The organism is Micromonospora sp. NPDC050980, assembly GCF_040653835.1.
Classification (GTDB): domain Bacteria; phylum Actinomycetota; class Actinomycetes; order Mycobacteriales; family Micromonosporaceae; genus Micromonospora.
In genome coordinates, this window is sequence record NZ_JBFAGS010000033.1 from 21250 (window position 1) to 38238 (window position 16989).

The following is a 16989-nucleotide window of genomic DNA, read 5'->3' on the forward strand; positions in this document are numbered from 1 at the left end:
CGGTCCCGGCCGGTAAGTTGCCACCATGACCGAGGTGACCTCCGACGCCGCCGAGACCCGGCTGCGCCGCTCCCCGCTGCACGAGCGACACACCGCGCTCGGCGCGAAACTCGCCCCCTTCGGCGGCTGGCAGATGCCGCTCGAGTACGCCGGCGGCGGCGTGCTGAAGGAGCACACGGCCGTGCGTACCCGGGTGGGCGTCTTCGACGTCTCGCACCTGGGCAAGATCCGGGTCACCGGCGCCGGCGCGGCGGACTTCGTCAACGCCTGCCTCACCAACGACCTCGGCCGGATCGCGCCCGGCCAGGCCCAGTACACGCTCTGCTGCGACGACGCCAGCGGCGGCGTGGTGGACGACATCATCGCCTACCTGCACGCCGACGACCACGTCTTCCTGGTGCCCAACGCGGCGAACACCGCCGAGGTGGCCCGCCGGCTGCGCGCCGCCGCGCCGGCCGGCGTGGACGTCGCCGACGAGCACGAGGCGTACGCGGTGCTCGCGGTCCAGGGGCCGGGCTCGGCCGACCTGCTCGCCGCGCTCGGGCTGCCCACCCGGCACGACTACATGAGCTTCTCCACCGCCTCCCTGGGCGGGGTCGAGCTGACCGTCTGCCGCACCGGCTACACCGGCGAGCTGGGCTACGAGCTGGTCGTGCCGGCCGAGCACGCGCTCGCCGTCTGGGACGCGATCTTCGCCGCCGGGCCCGAGGTGCGCGCCTGCGGCCTGGCCGCGCGGGACACGCTGCGCACCGAGATGGGATACCCGCTGCACGGGCAGGACCTCTCCCTCGACATCACCCCGGTGCAGGGCCGCTCCGGCTGGGCGGTCGGCTGGGACAAGCCGGCCTTCTGGGGCCGCGACGCGCTGCGCGCCGAGAAGGCCGCCGGCCCGTCCCGCACGCTGCGCGGTCTCACCGCGGTCGACCGGGCCATCCCGCGCCCCGGCATGGCCGTGCACGCCGGTGACCGGCAGGTCGGCGTGGTCACCAGCGGCACGTTCAGCCCGACGCTCAAGCACGGGGTCGCGCTCGCCCTGGTCGACACCGACCCGAAGCTGGCCGACGGCGAGGAACTGGAGGTGGACATCCGTGGCCGCCGCGCCCGGATGCGCCTGACCAGGCCACCCTTCGTCCAGCCCGCCGTGCGCTGAGCCAGGTGAGCCCTCGCGCAGGCGCTCGGGCGGAGCCGACCAGGTGAGCCCTCGCGCAGGCGCTCGGGCAGAGCCGACCGGTCAGTCCTCGCGCAGGCGCTCGCCGGCGTCGAGGACGGCCTGGGTCCAGCCGCCCTCCAGCACGCCGGTGCCGTCCAGGATCGCCCAGTCGACCACGTCGGACGCCTCCACCACGACCGGCGAGCCGATTCGCACGCTCGGGTCGCTGTTCGCGTCGGTGGCGCTCGCGCCGACGATCCGCTCCGGGGCGTCCCACGACGTCACGCCGGCCCAGACGTACTCCGGGCCCTCGTCGCCGGGCAGGCCGTACTTGACCACGAGCTGGCTCTCCTGCGGCAGCCGGCCGGCCAGGAACCGGGCCCGGATGTCGCCGAGCGCCGCCCGGGCGGTCGCCACCGCCCGGCTCATCGCGTCACCCGGGCGGGTGTACCGGACGTCGGGCTGGATGCCGTTGAACAGCGTCGCGCAGGCGGCGGCGAAGTAGCGGCCGGGCGGCCCGGGATGCCCGGGCGGCGGGTTCAGGCTGAGGAACGAGTCGGCGTCCGGGTCGGTGGCCGGGTCCAGCTCCAGGTGCAGCAGCACCGGCGCCGTCGCGCCGTGCTGCTCCGGATTGCCGTACGCGACCGCGATGTCGTGCCCGGTCACCGTGGCCAGCACCGGAAGCTGCACGAACGCGGGCACCTCCTCGCCGGTCAGCCCGTCGGTCCAGTCCCGCAGCAGCCGCCGGGCCGCCCCGGTCATCACCGCGCCCCAGGCCCGGGTGAGATGGTCCGGCACGCCCTGGGCCTGCAACTCCAGCAGCCCGAACCGGCGCAGCCCCTTGGTGGTGAACCAGAGCCCGTCGGCGTCCGAGGAGTAGGGCACCAGCACCCAGTCGACCAGCCGGATCCGGCCGTGCTCGTCCGGGAGCGAACGCAGCGCCGCCGCCGGGTCGAGGAACTGCAGCCCGAACACGTCCACCACGTCCCCGCCGACCGTCTCGGCGACCGCCGCGGCGACGGCCCGGGCCGCCCACTCGTGCGCCGGCGGCCAGCCCGGCCGGTATTCGGCCTGCACCACCACGAGGTGGGTGGCGGCGGCCAGCCGGGCGAGCTGCTCCTCGGTCGCCCCGAACGCGGCGAGCAGGTCCGGCGGCAGCTCCGGGAACTCGTCGACGGTGCGGGTGTCCACGCTCATCAGCGGGCTGTCCAGCATCTGCCTGGCCAACCCGAACACCGGGGCGGCCAGCCGGCCGGCCAGCCCCTCCACCGCGGTCTTCGGGCTGACCCGGGGCAGCCCCTCGATCGGCACCAGGTAGGTCGCGTCGAGCGACTCCGGCACCGGTACCGGCAGGAAGTCGTCCGTGATCAGCATCCGTCCCCCTCGACCGCGCCGGCGCACCCACCCGAACGCTACCCGCCCGACCGGGTGACGATCAGCCGGTCAGCACCAGTCCCAGGTAGGACAGCGTGGTGACGGCCTCCACCAGCGCCCCGAGGACGTCGCCGGTGATGCCGCCGAAGCGGCGTACCAGGTGCCGCAGGAGCCCGGCCGCGACGGCGAGCGCGGTGAGCACGGCGAGCGGCCCCTGCCACGGGCGGCCCGGCACCGCGGGCGCGGCCAGCAGCGCCACGGCGAGCGCGCCGAGCGCCAGCGGTACCCACCCCACGGTGCCGGCCACCAGCGCGCCCAGCCCGTCCGGCCGGGCCGCCGGCACCCCACGGCGGCAGGCCAGCGTGACCGCCAGCCGCCCGGCGGCGGTGGCCGCGACCACCGTGGCGAGCGCCGCGACCCCCGCCCGCTGGACCAGCTCCGCGAGCACCGCGGTCTGGAGCAGGAGCACGGCCACCAGCGCGACCACCCCGAACGGTCCGACGTCCGGCTGCTTCATGATCTCCAGGGCGGCCGGTCCCCGCCGGTAGGAGCCGAGCGCGTCCACGGTATCGGCCAGCCCGTCGAGGTGCAGGCCGCGGGTGAGCAGCGCCCCCAACCCGACCGTGACCCCGGCGGCGACCAGCGGCGGGGCGAGCGCCCCAGCCGCCAGCAGCGCCCCGCCGAGCACCGCGCCGAGCAGCGCCCCGACGGCCGGGGCCAGCGCCATCGCGGTGCCGGCGGTGGCCCGGTCGACCCGGCCGGCGCGTACCGGCGCGGTGGTGAACGTGGTCAGCGCCAGCCGGACGCCGTCGGCGAGCCGGGGCTCAGTCGGCACGGCGGCCGGGCGACACCGGCTCGTCGGACCCGGTGGTGGTCGGGCCCGGCCCGGCCGGCGCCGGCTCGGCGAAGTCCGGCTCGTCCGCCGGGGCGGCCGGCTGCGGCTCGGCGACGTCGTCGTCCTCCGTGCCGCCGCCCAGCGCCGGGTGCGTCGGCAGGGCGGCGGCGAGCGCCAGCGCCGAGCGCAGCAGCGGCAGGGCGGCCAGCGCCGTCGCCCCCTCGCCCAGGTCGAGGCGGAGGTCCAGCAGCGGAGTCAGGCCGAGCACGTCGGCGGCGAGCCGCACGCCGGGCCGGCCGCCGTGGTCCGGCAGCAGGCACCAGTGCCGGGCCTGCCCGGCCAGGTCGCGGCTGACCATGCCGGCGGCGGTGCCGACCGGGCCGTCCAACAGCACCGGCACCCGCCGGGCGGTCGCGCCGAGCAGCACGCCGGTGGCCATCGCGATGTCGCCGCCGCCCAGCTCGGCCAGGACGTCCTTGGCCTCGCGGGGGGAGCGCCGGGTGCGGTGCAGCGCGTCCCGGACGGCCGCACAGCGGACCATCCAGGCGTTGTCGTCGATCTCGCCCTGCTCGGTCACCACCCGGCCGAGCACCGCCGGCGGCTCCGCGCCGGCGGTGGCCGCCAGCACCGCGGCGGCGGCTGCCTCGGCGCCGGCCCCGCAGGCCGCCAGCACCAGCAGGTGCACGCCGGCGTCGGCGGCCTGCTCGGCCAGCCGCCAGCCGTAGCGCAGCGCCGACTCGACCTGGTCGGCGTCCAGCGCCGGCCCGTCCTCGAACGGCGCCGAGCCGGGCGCCTCGACGACCTGGAGGCTGGCGCCGTTCTCGGCGGCCAGCCGGGCCAGCGCGCCCCGGCCGGCGCGGGCCTGCCGGGCGCGGCGGGCCGACTCGCCGGGCACCGCGCCGGCGGACGCCCCGCCGGCGTGGTCGCCGTGCAGCAGCAGCACCCGGACGGTGTCCCACGGGCGCGGGGTCGAGGTGCCCTGGGTGGCGGCGGCGAAGCCGACCACCTGCTCCAGCACGCCCAGGCCGGCGCCGGGCAGGTCGAGGGTGGCGAGCCGGTCGACCGCCTGCGGGCCGGTGTAGTCGTCCGGCATCGGCAGTTCCATGCCGGGCTGGATGACCAGACCGGTAGCGATCATCGGCAACGCCATGGTGGGTGCCGCCCAGTCCCCGGCGCCGCCCGTGCCGGCGGCGGGCGGGGCCGGCGGCGGCGTCGCGGCCGGCGTGAACACCTCGGGCAGCGGCGCGTCCGGCGGGACGCTCTCCGGCCGACGCGCGGCCGGGCGGTCGTGTCCGGCCCACGGCGGAGTCTCCGCGACCTCGACCGGCTGTGCCGCCAGGTCGGACCCGGACCGCGCCGACGCGACCGGGTCCGGCACCGGACGGTGTGCCGGCGTCGCCCGGCCCGGCTGGGCCGGTGCGGCGTGGGCGTCGGCGGCGGGCTTGAGCCAGGCGGTCTGCCCGGCCACCACCAGCGCGACCGCGTCGCAGGCGTCGGCCACCGCCCGGTTGGTCGCGCCGAGCGCGTCGGTGAACGCCCGGCCGAGCGGCGTGGTGGGCACCAGGGACAGCCCGACCTCGGGGCTGACCAGCACCAGCCGCGCCTCGCTGGCCCGCACCGCGGCGGCCAGCTCGGCGATCGTGGCGGTGTCGTCGGCGGGTTGGTGGGCGGGGTCGAGCAGCACGGTCACCCAGCCGCCGAGATCGTCCACGAGCAGCGTGTCGTTCGGGCCGGCGGCGGCGATCACCTCGGCCAGCCGGCCCGGATCCGCCGCCGTCTCCTCGGTCGTCCAGCTCCCCGGCCGGCGGGCCCGGTGGGCCGCGAGGCGGGCCGCCCACTCGGTGTCGTCCGGCTCCCCGGCGGGTGCGGTGGCCACGTAGCGGACCATGGGCGCGTCGGCGACCAGGGACTCGGCGAACCCGGACTTGCCGGAGCGGATACCGCCGAGCACCAGGAGGGTGTGCCACCCGTCAACGGACATGCCCGTACCTTAGTTCTCCGGCTCCCGTCCCACCCGACCCCACCCCTGCGCCGATCTTGCCGGTGCGGCCCCCGGGATGCCGGACATGACCGGTCCGTCAGGGCGGAAAGTGCAAGATCGCGGAGGGCGGGCGGCGGGCCGCCGGTCGGCCGGAGCCCCTGCTGAGCGCCACGGGTGAAGCCCCCGCCATCGGCCGGTAACCATCAACGCTTAGTGATCATGGCGCCCGATTGGACGGACCTGCGTCCGTTCTGTCCTTGCAAGTTGTAACGGGGATTTACAGGGCCGAGTAGTGGTCCGTAGCGTGCGCTCATCCTGATTCGATGAGCTACGGGGGCGATCGTGGTCGGTGGGGTCGGTGCTGCGCTTCGGCGGCAGCGAGGGTGGCTTGCCGCCCTGTGCGCACTGGTGGCGGTGAGCGGTACGCCCGCGCCGGCAGGGGCGGCGCCCGCGACGCCGACGGCGGCGGACCGAGTGGCGGCGCAGCGGACGGCCGGCGACGTGGCGCCCGACGAGGCGTCGGCGGCGGCGTTGGCGTATCGGACCCGGCGGCCGGTGCTGGTGTCGGGCCGGACGTCGGAGTCGTCTCGGACGTGGGCACAGCCGGACGGAACGTTCCGCTCCGAGGTGTCGCTGGCCCCGGAGCGGGTGCGGGACGGCAGCGGGTGGCGCGAGATCGACCTGTCGTTGGAGCGCCGCTCGGACGGGTCGGTGGCGCCGCGGGTGCACGCGCGTGGGGTGGTGCTCTCCGGCGCGCGCTCGGCCGGCTCCGACCGACTCGTGTCGTTGGGGCGTGGTGCCGACGCCGTCGCACTGGGCTGGCGCGGTGCGTTGCCGGAGCCGGTGTTGTCGGGAAACCGGGCGACGTATCGGCAGGTCCGTCCGGACGTCGATCTGATCGTGGAGGTTCAGCCGGCGGGCTTCCAGTATTTCCTCGAGGTGCGGACGCCGCAGGCGGCGGCTGGTCTGACGTCGGTGTCGATGCCCTGGCGCACCGGCGGGATGTCGCGGACGGCGGCGGCCCCGGGAACGACCCTCCGGTACGCCGCGGAGTCCGGCGCGAAAGTGGTCGTGTCGTCCGCGCAGATGTGGGACGCGTCGGTGTCACCCCGTGCCGGTGAGCACGCGCGAGTGGCGCCGGTCGGCGTGCAGGTGCGGGGTGCGGGCGACGCGGCGGAACTGGTGCTGACCCCGGACGCGAAGATGCTTGCCGATCCGACCGCCCGCTATCCGATCACGATCGATCCGTCGGTCAACCTGAATCCGTCGTTCGACGCGTTCGTGCAGAACACCTACAGCTCCGACCAGTCCGGGGACGAGGACCTGAAGCTCGGGTGGAACGACGACGCCGACGCGGGATGCGGCTCCGGCTGCACCGCTCGATCGTTTCTCAGCTTCGGTGGTCTGGGCGGCTACAGCGGCGCGACGGTGGTGTCGGCGGAGTTGTTCCTCTGGAACTACCACTCCTGGTCGTGCACGGCGGCCAGGTGGGAGTCGTGGCGCACGGGCGCGGTGTCGACGGCGACGCGGTGGACGAACCAGCCGAGCTGGATCGAGCAGGACGGCTCGTCGACCGGCACCAAGGGCTATGGGGGATGCGGCGCCGGCTGGGTATCGGTGTCGGTGAAGAAGACGTTCCAGACGGCGGTGAGCGCCGGGGCGTCGACCGCGACCGTCGGCCTCCGTGCGGATTCGGAGAGCAACCACAACGGGTGGAAGCGGTTCCGGTCGGCCAACGCCTCCTCCGGGCGCCCGTACGTGACGCTGGTGTACAACCGCACCCCGGCCGCGCCGACGACACAGACCATCGACTCCTGCTACACCGCGTGCGGGTCACCGGCGATCGTGCGTTCCGGTACGCCGACGATCAGCGCGAAGGTCGCCGACCCTGACGGCGGGACGCTGCGCGCCGAGTACGAGGTGTACGACAACGCCAAGGTCACGATCAAGGCCAGGTCGGGCACCGCGGTCACCGGCGTCAAGTCCGGTACCGCCAAGCCGTGGCGGATCGTGCCGGTGTCCGGCGCGCGTCTGCCCGACGGCACCTACCACTGGCGGGCCCGCGCCTGCGACACCTACACCTGCGGCGGATACTCCGGCTGGTTCACCTTCACCGTCGACACCACCGACCCGTCGCTGCCCACCGTGTCCAGCACCAGCTATCCGGAGAAGGCCACCGGCACCTGGAGCGGCGGGCCCGGGCAGGCCGGCGACTTCATCTTCGGTGCGAACGGTGCCACCGAGATCACCCAATACGTCTACTCCCTCAACGGCGGCAACGCGGTCACGCTGTCGGCCGGGCCCGCAGCCGGCACCCAGATCCTGAGCACCAACCAGCAGACCGTGGCGTCGGGCACCACCGGCTTCTGGGGCATCAACGCCCTTCCGCTGGGGTCTTCGCTGGGGCACAACGCCTCGGGTTCGTTGCTGGTCCAACCCACCCACACTTCCATAGATAGCTATGCATATTTTCTGGACAGTCGGGGCAAGCAACTGGGTATGCAGCCTGGAAGGCGATACAGCCTTTCCGGCTGGGTGAACGTGTCATCCGAGGCCAGGCAGGCGACGAAGTCTCCCTACGCCTTCCGCATCGTTCTGCGCTACCAGGACGAGGACGGCTGGCACATGGCGATGTCGAACCAGGCATCCAAGACGGGAGTCTGGGAGCAACTCACCCTCTCCACGACGCTCCCGGCAGGCATGACCGCCGCGGAGATCCGCCTTTACAACGGCACCGCCATGAAAGAAGGCGGAGTTCTGTTGAACAAGCCGGTGTACTACGACGACCTGTCGGTGATCGAGGAAGGCGGTCTGGTTCGCAGCATCACCCCCGACCGTGACGGAGTCAATGTGCTCTCGGTGCAGGCCCGCAACGCGGCCGGGGTAACGTCAGACCCACGTGTCTTCCAGTTCCTGGTCATGCCGAGCACCGGTTCGTGGCACTGGGCCCTCGACGAGGGGACGGGTACGACGGCGGCATCGCTGCCGGAGGGCCGAACGGCCACGTTGAGTCCCGGCGCGACGTGGACGAGTCCGGGACGTGTGGGTGCCGGAGCGGTCAATCTCGACGGTCTGAGTAGCGCCACGACGGTTTCACCCGTCCTGGACACCAGCAGTCCGGCCGGCTTCACCGTCGCCACGTGGGCCCGCAAGTCCAGCACGGGCGGCAGCGTGCAGACTGCCGTCTCGCAGGACGGGACGGAGACCTCGATGTTCCGACTGGGTTACCGCGCTGACCGAGACCTCGATGCCGACGGCGTCAACGACCCGGTCTGGTGCTTCTCACTGGCGAGGTCGGACGTTGCCGGTGCACGTGAGGACTCCGCCTGCACGACCGACTACGTGGTGGACGACGACTGGGTGAGCCTGGTCGGGGTCTACGACGATGTGACGGGGCAGATCCGGCTCTACGTCAACGGCACCCCCGACCTCGGTGGCACGCTCGTCACCGCTACGGCGGTGGACGGGGCCTGGTCCGCCACCGGGTCGTTCGTGATGGGACGCGGGCAGGACAGCGCGTCGCCGACGGAGCCCTGGACCGGCGACCTGGACCACGTCTATGCCAGCCAGTACGTGTGGAGCGAGTCGGAGATCGTCCAGCACGTCATTTCCTGACTCACTTCCCGCGGAGCAACCAAGATCCTATCGCTGAAGGAGAACCGTGGGTTCCCTCGACGTCGCGCGCCCTTTTTCCGGTCACTTTCTCCGATCATTCTCCCGGCGTAGCCGTGCCGTCGCCGGGCCGATGGCCACCGTCCTGATCGCCGGCCTGCTGTGGCAGGCGCCGGGCTCGGCTGGGGCCCGTCCCGGCTGGCAGCCGCCGAAGGGCAGGGACGTCACCGGGGTTCCGGTGACGAAGCTCAAGCATGCGACCCGGCCGGCCTGGACGGCTGCTGGGCGGGAGGCGCGGGCCGGAAAGGTGAGCTGGCCGTCTGCCGGCCGCGCCGAGGTCGACCTCAACGCCCTCTCGGCCGCCGCTGCCCGGGCCGGTGACGGCGGGGCGCGGGCCGGCACGCTGCCGATCTGGGTCACCGCCGCCGGGACGCAGGAGCGGGCCAATCGCTCGGCGTCGGTCGCACCGCCGGGCAGGGTGACGGTGGAGGTCGCCGACCGGGTCGCGGCAGCGCGGGCGGGTGTGGCCGGGCTCGTGGCCAAGGTCGGTCGGTCGGACGGGCTGCGCGCGGGTGGCGACGTACGTCTGGAGGTCGACTACTCCGGCTTTGCCGGCGCGTACGGCGGGGACTGGGCGTCCCGCCTGCGAGTGGTGTCCCTGCCCGACGGCGCTGTGCTGCCCGGACGCAACGACCTGCGCAACAGCCGGGTGTCGGCAACGGTGCCCCTGTCGGCCACCGGTGCGGCGACGACCTTCGCGGTGACCGCCGGCCCGTCGGGGGACAACGGGGACTACGGCACGACCAGCCTGTCGGCGGCCGGTACCTGGCAGGTCTCCCAGCAGACCGGCGCTTTCTCCTGGTCGTATCCGATGAACAAGCCGCCCGCGATGGGCGGCCCGGAGCCGTCGATGGGGTTCAGCTACAACTCCGGCGCGGTGGACGGCTTGTCCGGGGGCACGAACACCCAGGGATCATGGATCGGTGACGGCTGGGACATGTGGCCCGGCTACGTGGAGCGCAAGTTCCGGTCGTGCGCGGACGACAAGACCGCGATCCGTGGCGGCGAGCCGAACAACAAGCTCGTCAACAGTGGCGACCAGTGCTGGTACAAGCCCGAGGGTAACGCCACGATCTCGCTGAACGGGCAGGCCACCGAGCTGGTGCCGTCGAGCGGTGGCCTGTGGAAGGGCGAGGCGGACGACGGATCGAAGATCGAGCTGAAGAAGGACTCGTCGTTCGCCAACGGCGACAACGACAACGAGTACTGGAAGGTCACCAAGACCGACGGCACGCAGTACTTCTTCGGCCGCAACCACGGCGTCGGCGGCGCGTCGGCGGCGACCGCCACCAATTCGGTGTGGACCGCGCCGGTGTACGGCAACCACCCGGACGAGCCGGGTTACGTGGCGGGCAACTACGCGGCGTCGCGCACCACCCAGGCGTGGCGTTGGAACCTGGACTACGTCGTCGACCCGCAGGGCAACACCCTCACCTACTACTACGGGAAGGAGGAGGGCGCCTACGGGCGTGAGGGGAACAAGGACAAGCGGACCACGTACGACCGCGGGGGATGGCTGTCGAAGATCGAGTACGGAAGCCGCTCGGATGCCCCGTCGACGACGTACGCGGCGGCGCGGATCCTGTTCGACGTCGCCGACCGGTGCGCGAGCAACTGCTGGTCGGGAGCCGATCCGGTCAAGGCGTCCTGGCTGGACACACCGTGGGACCAGTACTGCAAGGCCACGCCGTGCACCGACCAGTTGTCGCCGACGTTCTGGACGGCGAAGCGGCTGTCGCGGGTGCGCACGCAGGTGTACTCGGGTTCGGGAGGCACGTACGACGAGGTGGAGTGGTGGACGCTGCGCCACTCCTACCTCCAGTCGGGTGACAACGAGGGCAAGCCGATGTGGCTGGCCGGGATCACCCGCACGGGTAAGGTGACGTCCGCCGGCGGCACCGAGGTGAGCGACCCGGAGGTCGTGTTCGACCCGGGCGCGGAGGCCCTGGCGAACCGGGTCGACGGGATGGCCGACGGTCGTTCCGACCTCTTCCGCTACCGGATCCAGACGATCACCACGGAGTCCGGCGCGCAGATCTCGGTGACCTACTCACCGAAGGAATGCACGCGCGGCAGCACCCCGTTGGTCCACGCCAACACCAAGCGCTGCTACCCGGCGTACTACGGGCCGAAGGGTGAGGAGCCCACCCTCGACTGGTTCCACAAATATCGGGTCGACCGCGTCGACGTCTACGACAACACCGGTGGGTTCACCCACGAGCAGACCAACTACGACTACCTGGACCAGCCCGCCTGGCACTACGACGACTCGGAGCTGACCGAGCCGAAGAAGCGCACCTGGGGTGAGTTCCGCGGCTACGGCAAGGTCCGCGTCCGCAAGGGCCTGGAATCCGGGGTGCAGTCCGCGACCGAATACCTCTACTTCCGTGGCATGGACGGCGACAAGCAGCCCTCGGGCACGCGCAGTGTCGACATCACCGACTCCCAGAACACCAAGGTCATCGACGAGGACCCGTACGCCGGCATGGTGCGGGAGGAGACCACGCTGCTCGGTGCCGGGGGCAGTTGGCTCGCCAGCACCATCAGCACACCGGTCAAGCAAGGACCGACCGCCAGCTCCGGGAACCTGAAGTCCTTCATGGCGGCCACCGGCACGGTGCGCAGCCGGATGAAGTTGGCCGACGGGTCGACCCGCTGGACGAAGACCGTCACCACCTACAACAGCGACAACCTGCCCACCAGTGTCGACGATCTGGGTGACGAGTCCACTGCCGCCGACGACCGCTGCACCCGCACCTGGTACGCCCGCAACGGCACCGCCTGGATCCTCGACCTGGCCAAGAAGACCGAGACCGTCGGCGTCAACTGCGCGGCCACGCCCACGCTGCCCGCCGACATGCTGTCGTCCACCCGCACCACCTACGACAGCGACACCAACGACTGGAACACCTACCTGCCCGTCTACGGCAACGTCGCCAAGGTCGAGGAGATCGACTCCTGGACCGGCGCCGCCCCGAACTGGGCGACCGTCGGTCGTACCAAGCACGACCCGATCGGTCGGGTGAAGGAGAGCTACGACGCGCTCGGGCGCCTCACCAAGACCGACTACACCCCGGCCAGCGGTGGACCGGTCACCTCCGTCAAGATCACCAACCCGCTGTCGCAGTCCAGCACCGCCACCTACGCCCCCGCGTGGCACCTGCCGACGGCGTTGGAGGACCCCAACGGACTGCGCAGCGATCTGACCTACGACGGTCTGGGTCGGCTCCGACAGGTGTGGCTGCCGGGGCGGCTGAAGAGCAGCCACCTCACGACGCCGGACAAGGAGTACTTCTACGACGTGCGCAACACCGCGCCCAGCGCGGTGACGGCGAAGACTCTGCTTCCGTCCACCACGGCGTCCTACCACACCACCATCACCCTCTACGACGGCCTGCTGCGGGCCCGGCAGATCCAGACCCAGGCGCCCGGCGGCGGCCGGGTGCTGACCGACACGGTCTACGACTCGCGCGGCCTGCTCGACTGGACCTCCCAGCCCTACTACGACACCACCAACACGGCCCCGAACAAGACCCTGGTGGGCAGCGTCGGCACGCCCGCCGTGCCGGCCTTGACCGAGAACGTCTACGACGGGGCGGGCCGGCTCACCGACGCCATCTTCAAGGTCGGCGTGGACACCACGCAGAACGAGAAGTGGCGCACCACGACCACCTACGCTGGCGAGCGCACAAGTGTCTTGCCGCCCCTCGGCGGCGTCGCGAGCACCAGGATCGTCGACGGCAGAGGGCAGACCGTCGCCCTGCGGCAGTACAAGGACCGCGCCCAGGTCGGCAGCGACAATACCTCGACGTTCGACGAGTACCGCTACGGCTACACCGACCGTGGCGAGCTGGCCGGCGTCACCGACCCGGTGGGGAACACCTGGCGCTACAGCTACGACCAGCGTGGTCGCAAGGCGTCCGACGACGATCCGGACCGCGGCTCCACCAGTTACACCTACAACCTTGCCGGTGAGCTGCTCACCAGCAAGGACGCGCGACAGAAGACGCTCGTCTACGCCTACGACGTGCTGGGCCGGAAAAAGGCCGTCCGGGAGGAGTCCACCACCGGCAAGCTACGCGCCGAGTGGAGCTACGACACGCTGCCGTACGGCATCGGCAAGCTGACCAAGTCGGTGCGCTACGAGCCGGCCGGCTCGACCAACGCCTACGTCAACGAGGTGGTCGCCTATGACACCAGCGGCCGGCCCAAGGACACCCGGATCAGCGTCCCGGCCACGGAGGGTGGGCTCTGCGCCTCGAACACGCTGACCCCCTGCTCGTACGACTACACCACCACGTACCGCCCCGACGGCCAGGTCGCCACCGCCACCCTTCCTGCCGCCGGCGGCCTGGCCAGCGAGAAGTTGATCTATACGTACAACGACGTCGGCCTGCCCAACGGCCAGCTCTCCGCCGCGCAGATCTACGTCAACCAAACCAGCTACACCAAGCTGGGCACCGTCCTGCAGACGATCCTCGGCGCCACCGGCAAACGCACCTGGGTCACCAACACCAACGACCAGAACACCGGCCGCCTCACGAACAGCAACGCCATTCCCGAGCTCAAGCCCGAGGTCTTCAACTTCACCTACCACCAGGACCCATCCGGCAACGTCGACAAGATCACCGACACCCCGGCCAACGGCGCGGCCGAGACCCAGTGCTACTCATACGACTACCTCAGCCGGTTGACCGACGCCTGGACGCCCAGCAGCGGCGACTGTGGCGGCGCTCGCAGCGCGGCCGCACTCGGCGGCCCGGCGCCGTACTGGCACGCGTACACGTACACGGCCGGCACGGACAACCGCCGCACCGAGACCTCCTACGAGGGCGGGCAGAGGACCCGCACCTACAGCTACCTGCCGCAGGGGCAGGGGACCGGCTCCCACCCGCACGCGGTGGAGATGGTCGAGACGACCGGTACGGTCACCAAGACCGAGAACTACACCTACGACGAGACCGGCAACACCAAGACCCGACCGGGGCCGAGCGGTCCGCAGAACCTGACCTGGGACCACGAGGGCCGCCTCTTCTCGGTCGCGGACAACAGCGGCAGCACCAGTTACGTGTACGACGCCGACGGCAACCGCCTCGTCCGGCGTGATCCCACCGGCGCCACCCTCTATCTGCCGGGTGGCACCGAGGTCCGCAAGCCCACCAGCGCCGCGGCTGCCGGCACCCGGTACTACGCCCACGTCGCCGGGGCGGTCGCCGTGCGGGACTCCACCGGCAGGCTGGACTGGATCGTCTCGGATCATCACGGCACCGCCGAGGCGACCATCCGCAACAGCGACCTGACCGTGGCCCGGCGTCGCAGCCTGCCGTTCGGCGCCGACCGGGGCACGTCACCCAGCGGCTGGCCCACCGTCATGGACAAGGGCTTCGTTGGCGGCACCGAGGACAACACCGGCCTCACCCACCTGGGGGCACGCGAATACGACTCCGCGCTCGGCAGCTTCATCTCGCTCGACCCGATCATGGACATGGTCGATCCCCAGCAGTGGCACGGTTACGCCTACTCGCATCACAATCCCGCCACCCGAAGCGATCCCAGCGGGCTGATCGACGCGGACTGTGCGGTGATCAAGGGCGGCTGTCCGGACTACCAACCCGGGAACGAGCAGGGCAACCAGGAGCAGAAGAAGAAGAGCCGGTGCTGGCCGGCGAGGTGCACTGGCAACTCGGGCGGCGGCGGAGACGAGGACCCCTTCGACCCGGACACGTGGACCGACAAGATGCCGGACGGCCGGAAGGTGCCCGCCAAGGGCAACATGGCTCTTCCGGTGTGGACCCAAGTCGTCTACGGAAAGCATGTTTCCAGTCTGACCGCGGTCGAGTTGGAGCGGGCCCGCACGGACGTCCTGTGTTACAACTACCCGGATGTCTGCCAGGGAATCATCGACGAACTGTGGTCGGATGTCGGGAACCTGCTCGGTGAGCTGACAGGTGTCAACGACGCCGTCGACTGTGCCCACGGCAGCGCCTCGGGATGCGCCTGGACGGTCATCGGCCTGATCCCGATCGGGAAGCTGAAGGGGGCAGGCAAGGTCGGCGAGGCATTGCTCGACGGCGGGAAGGTGCTGTGCAGCTTCACTCCCGATACGAAGGTCCTCATGGCGGACGGCACTGCCAAACCGCTGAGCGACATCAGGGTGGGAGACAAGGTCCTCGCCACCGACCCGCAGACGGGCCGGACCGGCCCGGAAGTGGTCACTCACATCTGGATCCACGAGGACGCACTGCAGGACCTTGAGGTCGACGGGCACATCGTCACTACTACCGGGGACCATCCTTTCTGGAACGCCAGGAGCGGCCTGTGGCAACGCGCGGATGCTTTGCCGCGGGATGCCAGGTTGAGCACGACAACTCGGCGCCTGCTCTCGGTCGGTTCGCTCGATTCGTCGAAGCACGTCGGGCTGGCGTACAACCTGACCGTCAACGGTCCGCATACGTACTATGTGATAGCCGGCACCACGCCGGTGCTGGTGCACAACACCTGCGGCGATGGGTTGGATGACGTATCTCGGAATATTGCCAATCACGCGAACGGTGAAGCGCTGCGTCCCAACGGTGACGGAACCCACTTCGTCAGGGGTGTTGACCCGAAGGCTCTCGGCCACTATGTCGACGGCGTGATCAATGGTAATGTGCCGAATGTGCGGACTCGTTACCTCCGCAATGGACGAGTTGGTTACTGGGATCCCGACAAGCGAGCTGTTGTTATCGAGGACGGCGATGCCGGAACGGTCTTCACTCCCAGAGGCGGGGAAGACTGGTTCGATAACATCCTGAAGTGACGGGCGGATCTTATGCGATCGATCGTGCTTACCGATAGCCAGTTCGAGATAGCTTTTCAAGTTACGTACCAAGCGACGAATTTCGACGAGCTGCGTCTGCGTAAGCTGGGAATAACGCCCGATGATCTCGAATGGCTGATTGTCGCACTGAGATCGGCTCACGATGAGGTGGACCGTGCCGCCAAGGTGCGAATCGAATTCCAGGATCCCTCCCCTGAAGGTGAGCGCGACGTCGCAAGTGCGGCAACAATGCCTCATGAGAGCGATCCTGCAGACGTGGTTCGGATAGGCCTTCCTGCCGTCTGGGCCAGTCGCTGGCCTCTGCTGACGGAGTTGGTGATGTCGAGCCTCAGCCACCGCGAACTGTTCTTGCGCACGGGGTACCAATGGCATGAGATGGAGAGTGCCGTGCAGAGGCTTGAGGGGGCCAGCTGATTGCCCGATGACGACTGAGGGGCGTATCGCTGCTCTGGAGAAGATGGGCGGATGATCGGTGGACCGGCCGCTTCTCTGGTCGATGAACGGCTTGGCTGGCGCTGCCGAGCGGCCAGATCGGTGGTGGGTCGGCAACCGTCGGCAGCTCGCGGGTTAGTCTTGCCGCCGTTGCCATTGTCACGAACGACGGCGAGGGGAGACGCGGCATGGCGTGGAGCTGGCGGTACGAGGGCGCGAACGGCGACCCGGTCGACGGCCCGGGTGAGTCGTTCCCGAGTCAGGCGGACGCCGAGTCGTGGATCGGCCAGGCCTGGCGGGAGCTCGCGACGTCCGGCGTCACCACCGTCGTGCTGGTCGAGGACGACCGGGTCGACTACCGGATGAGCCTGGAGCCCTCGGCCGAATGACCGGCTACGACCGCCCGGGTGACCCGCTGGTCCTCGGCGTGCCCCGGGCGGCGTTCCGGCCGAGTCCGATCTTCCTGCTCCTGGTCGCGCTCTTCGTGGCCGGCGGCGCGATGACCTGGAACCGGTTCGGCAACGTCCGGTTCGACATCTTCCTCTTCGTGGTCGCCGGCTGGCTGGTCTCGCTCTGCCTGCACGAGTACGCGCACGCCGTGGTCGCGTACCGGGCCGGCGACCGGGACGTTGTCAAGCCCCGGGTTTGGTGGAGAGTTGGTTAGCTGGTTTTCAGGGGTGCGGTGACCGGGTGGGTCATCGCGTGTAGGGCCTCGTGTTCGGCGG

At 71.0% G+C, this 16989-nt stretch carries 8 protein-coding genes and 1 pseudogene; 6 read left to right on the forward strand and 3 right to left on the reverse strand.

Annotated elements, in window-relative coordinates; translation table 11 throughout:
- Window positions 1-25: 25 nt before the first annotated feature.
- The gene (gcvT, locus tag AB0H28_RS28080) at window positions 26-1150 is read left to right on the forward strand and encodes a glycine cleavage system aminomethyltransferase GcvT (protein ID WP_358046457.1); all 1125 of its coding nucleotides are present in this window, start codon (window positions 26-28) and stop codon (window positions 1148-1150) included.
- A gap of 81 nt (window positions 1151-1231) precedes the next feature.
- On the opposite strand, the gene AB0H28_RS28085 is transcribed toward gcvT, so the two are convergent.
- The 3 genes from AB0H28_RS28085 to AB0H28_RS28095 form a co-directional block, all read right to left on the reverse strand.
- Window positions 1232-2524: a DUF2314 domain-containing protein gene (locus AB0H28_RS28085; protein WP_358046459.1), complete on the reverse strand. Its 1293-nt coding sequence runs from the start codon at window positions 2522-2524 to the stop codon at window positions 1232-1234.
- Between the two features lie 61 nt (window positions 2525-2585).
- On the reverse strand, window positions 2586-3359 hold the full coding sequence (locus tag AB0H28_RS28090; RefSeq protein WP_358046462.1) for an adenosylcobinamide-GDP ribazoletransferase: 774 nt from the start codon (window positions 3357-3359) through the stop codon (window positions 2586-2588).
- A complete protein-coding gene (locus AB0H28_RS28095) occupies window positions 3349-5340 on the reverse strand; it encodes a bifunctional adenosylcobinamide kinase/adenosylcobinamide-phosphate guanylyltransferase (RefSeq protein WP_358046465.1) in 1992 nt (663 codons plus the stop codon). The genes AB0H28_RS28090 and AB0H28_RS28095 overlap by 11 nt, the downstream gene beginning before the upstream one ends.
- Window positions 5341-5754: 414 nt before the next feature.
- Here AB0H28_RS28095 and AB0H28_RS28100 point away from each other — a divergent pair, with 414 nt between their 5' ends.
- The 5 genes and pseudogenes from AB0H28_RS28100 to AB0H28_RS28120 all read left to right on the forward strand — a co-directional run.
- The gene (locus tag AB0H28_RS28100) at window positions 5755-8955 is read left to right on the forward strand and encodes a DNRLRE domain-containing protein (RefSeq protein ID WP_358046468.1); all 3201 of its coding nucleotides are present in this window, start codon (window positions 5755-5757) and stop codon (window positions 8953-8955) included.
- Window positions 8956-9085: 130 nt separating this feature from the next.
- Window positions 9086-15811 (forward strand): RHS repeat-associated core domain-containing protein, encoded by a 6726-nt coding sequence (locus tag AB0H28_RS28105; RefSeq protein WP_358046471.1) that lies wholly within the window; start codon window positions 9086-9088, stop codon window positions 15809-15811.
- A gap of 12 nt (window positions 15812-15823) precedes the next feature.
- Window positions 15824-16246, forward strand: coding sequence for a hypothetical protein (locus AB0H28_RS28110; RefSeq protein WP_358046474.1), 423 nt, complete (start codon window positions 15824-15826; stop codon window positions 16244-16246).
- Window positions 16247-16452: 206 nt separating this feature from the next.
- On the forward strand, window positions 16453-16653 hold the full coding sequence (locus AB0H28_RS28115; protein WP_358046477.1) for a hypothetical protein: 201 nt from the start codon (window positions 16453-16455) through the stop codon (window positions 16651-16653).
- A pseudogene (locus tag AB0H28_RS28120) lies at window positions 16650-16895 on the forward strand (site-2 protease family protein); the annotation flags it as partial. The gene AB0H28_RS28115 and the pseudogene AB0H28_RS28120, both read left to right, overlap by 4 nt.
- Between the last annotated feature and the right edge of the window lie 94 nt (window positions 16896-16989).

What these genes read in the sequence shown, in the direction of transcription:
- AB0H28_RS28110 (WP_358046474.1), top strand. Translation starts at nt 15,824, where the DNA reads ATGCGATCGATCGTGCTTACCGATAGCCAGTTCGAGATAGCTTTTCAA.
- AB0H28_RS28115 (WP_358046477.1), top strand. Translation starts at nt 16,453, where the DNA reads ATGGCGTGGAGCTGGCGGTACGAGGGCGCGAACGGCGACCCGGTCGAC.
- gcvT (WP_358046457.1), top strand. Translation starts at nt 26, where the DNA reads ATGACCGAGGTGACCTCCGACGCCGCCGAGACCCGGCTGCGCCGCTCC.
- AB0H28_RS28095 (WP_358046465.1), bottom strand. Translation starts at nt 5,340, where the DNA reads ATGTCCGTTGACGGGTGGCACACCCTCCTGGTGCTCGGCGGTATCCGC.
- AB0H28_RS28085 (WP_358046459.1), bottom strand. Translation starts at nt 2,524, where the DNA reads ATGCTGATCACGGACGACTTCCTGCCGGTACCGGTGCCGGAGTCGCTC.
- AB0H28_RS28105 (WP_358046471.1), top strand. Translation starts at nt 9,086, where the DNA reads ATGGCCACCGTCCTGATCGCCGGCCTGCTGTGGCAGGCGCCGGGCTCG.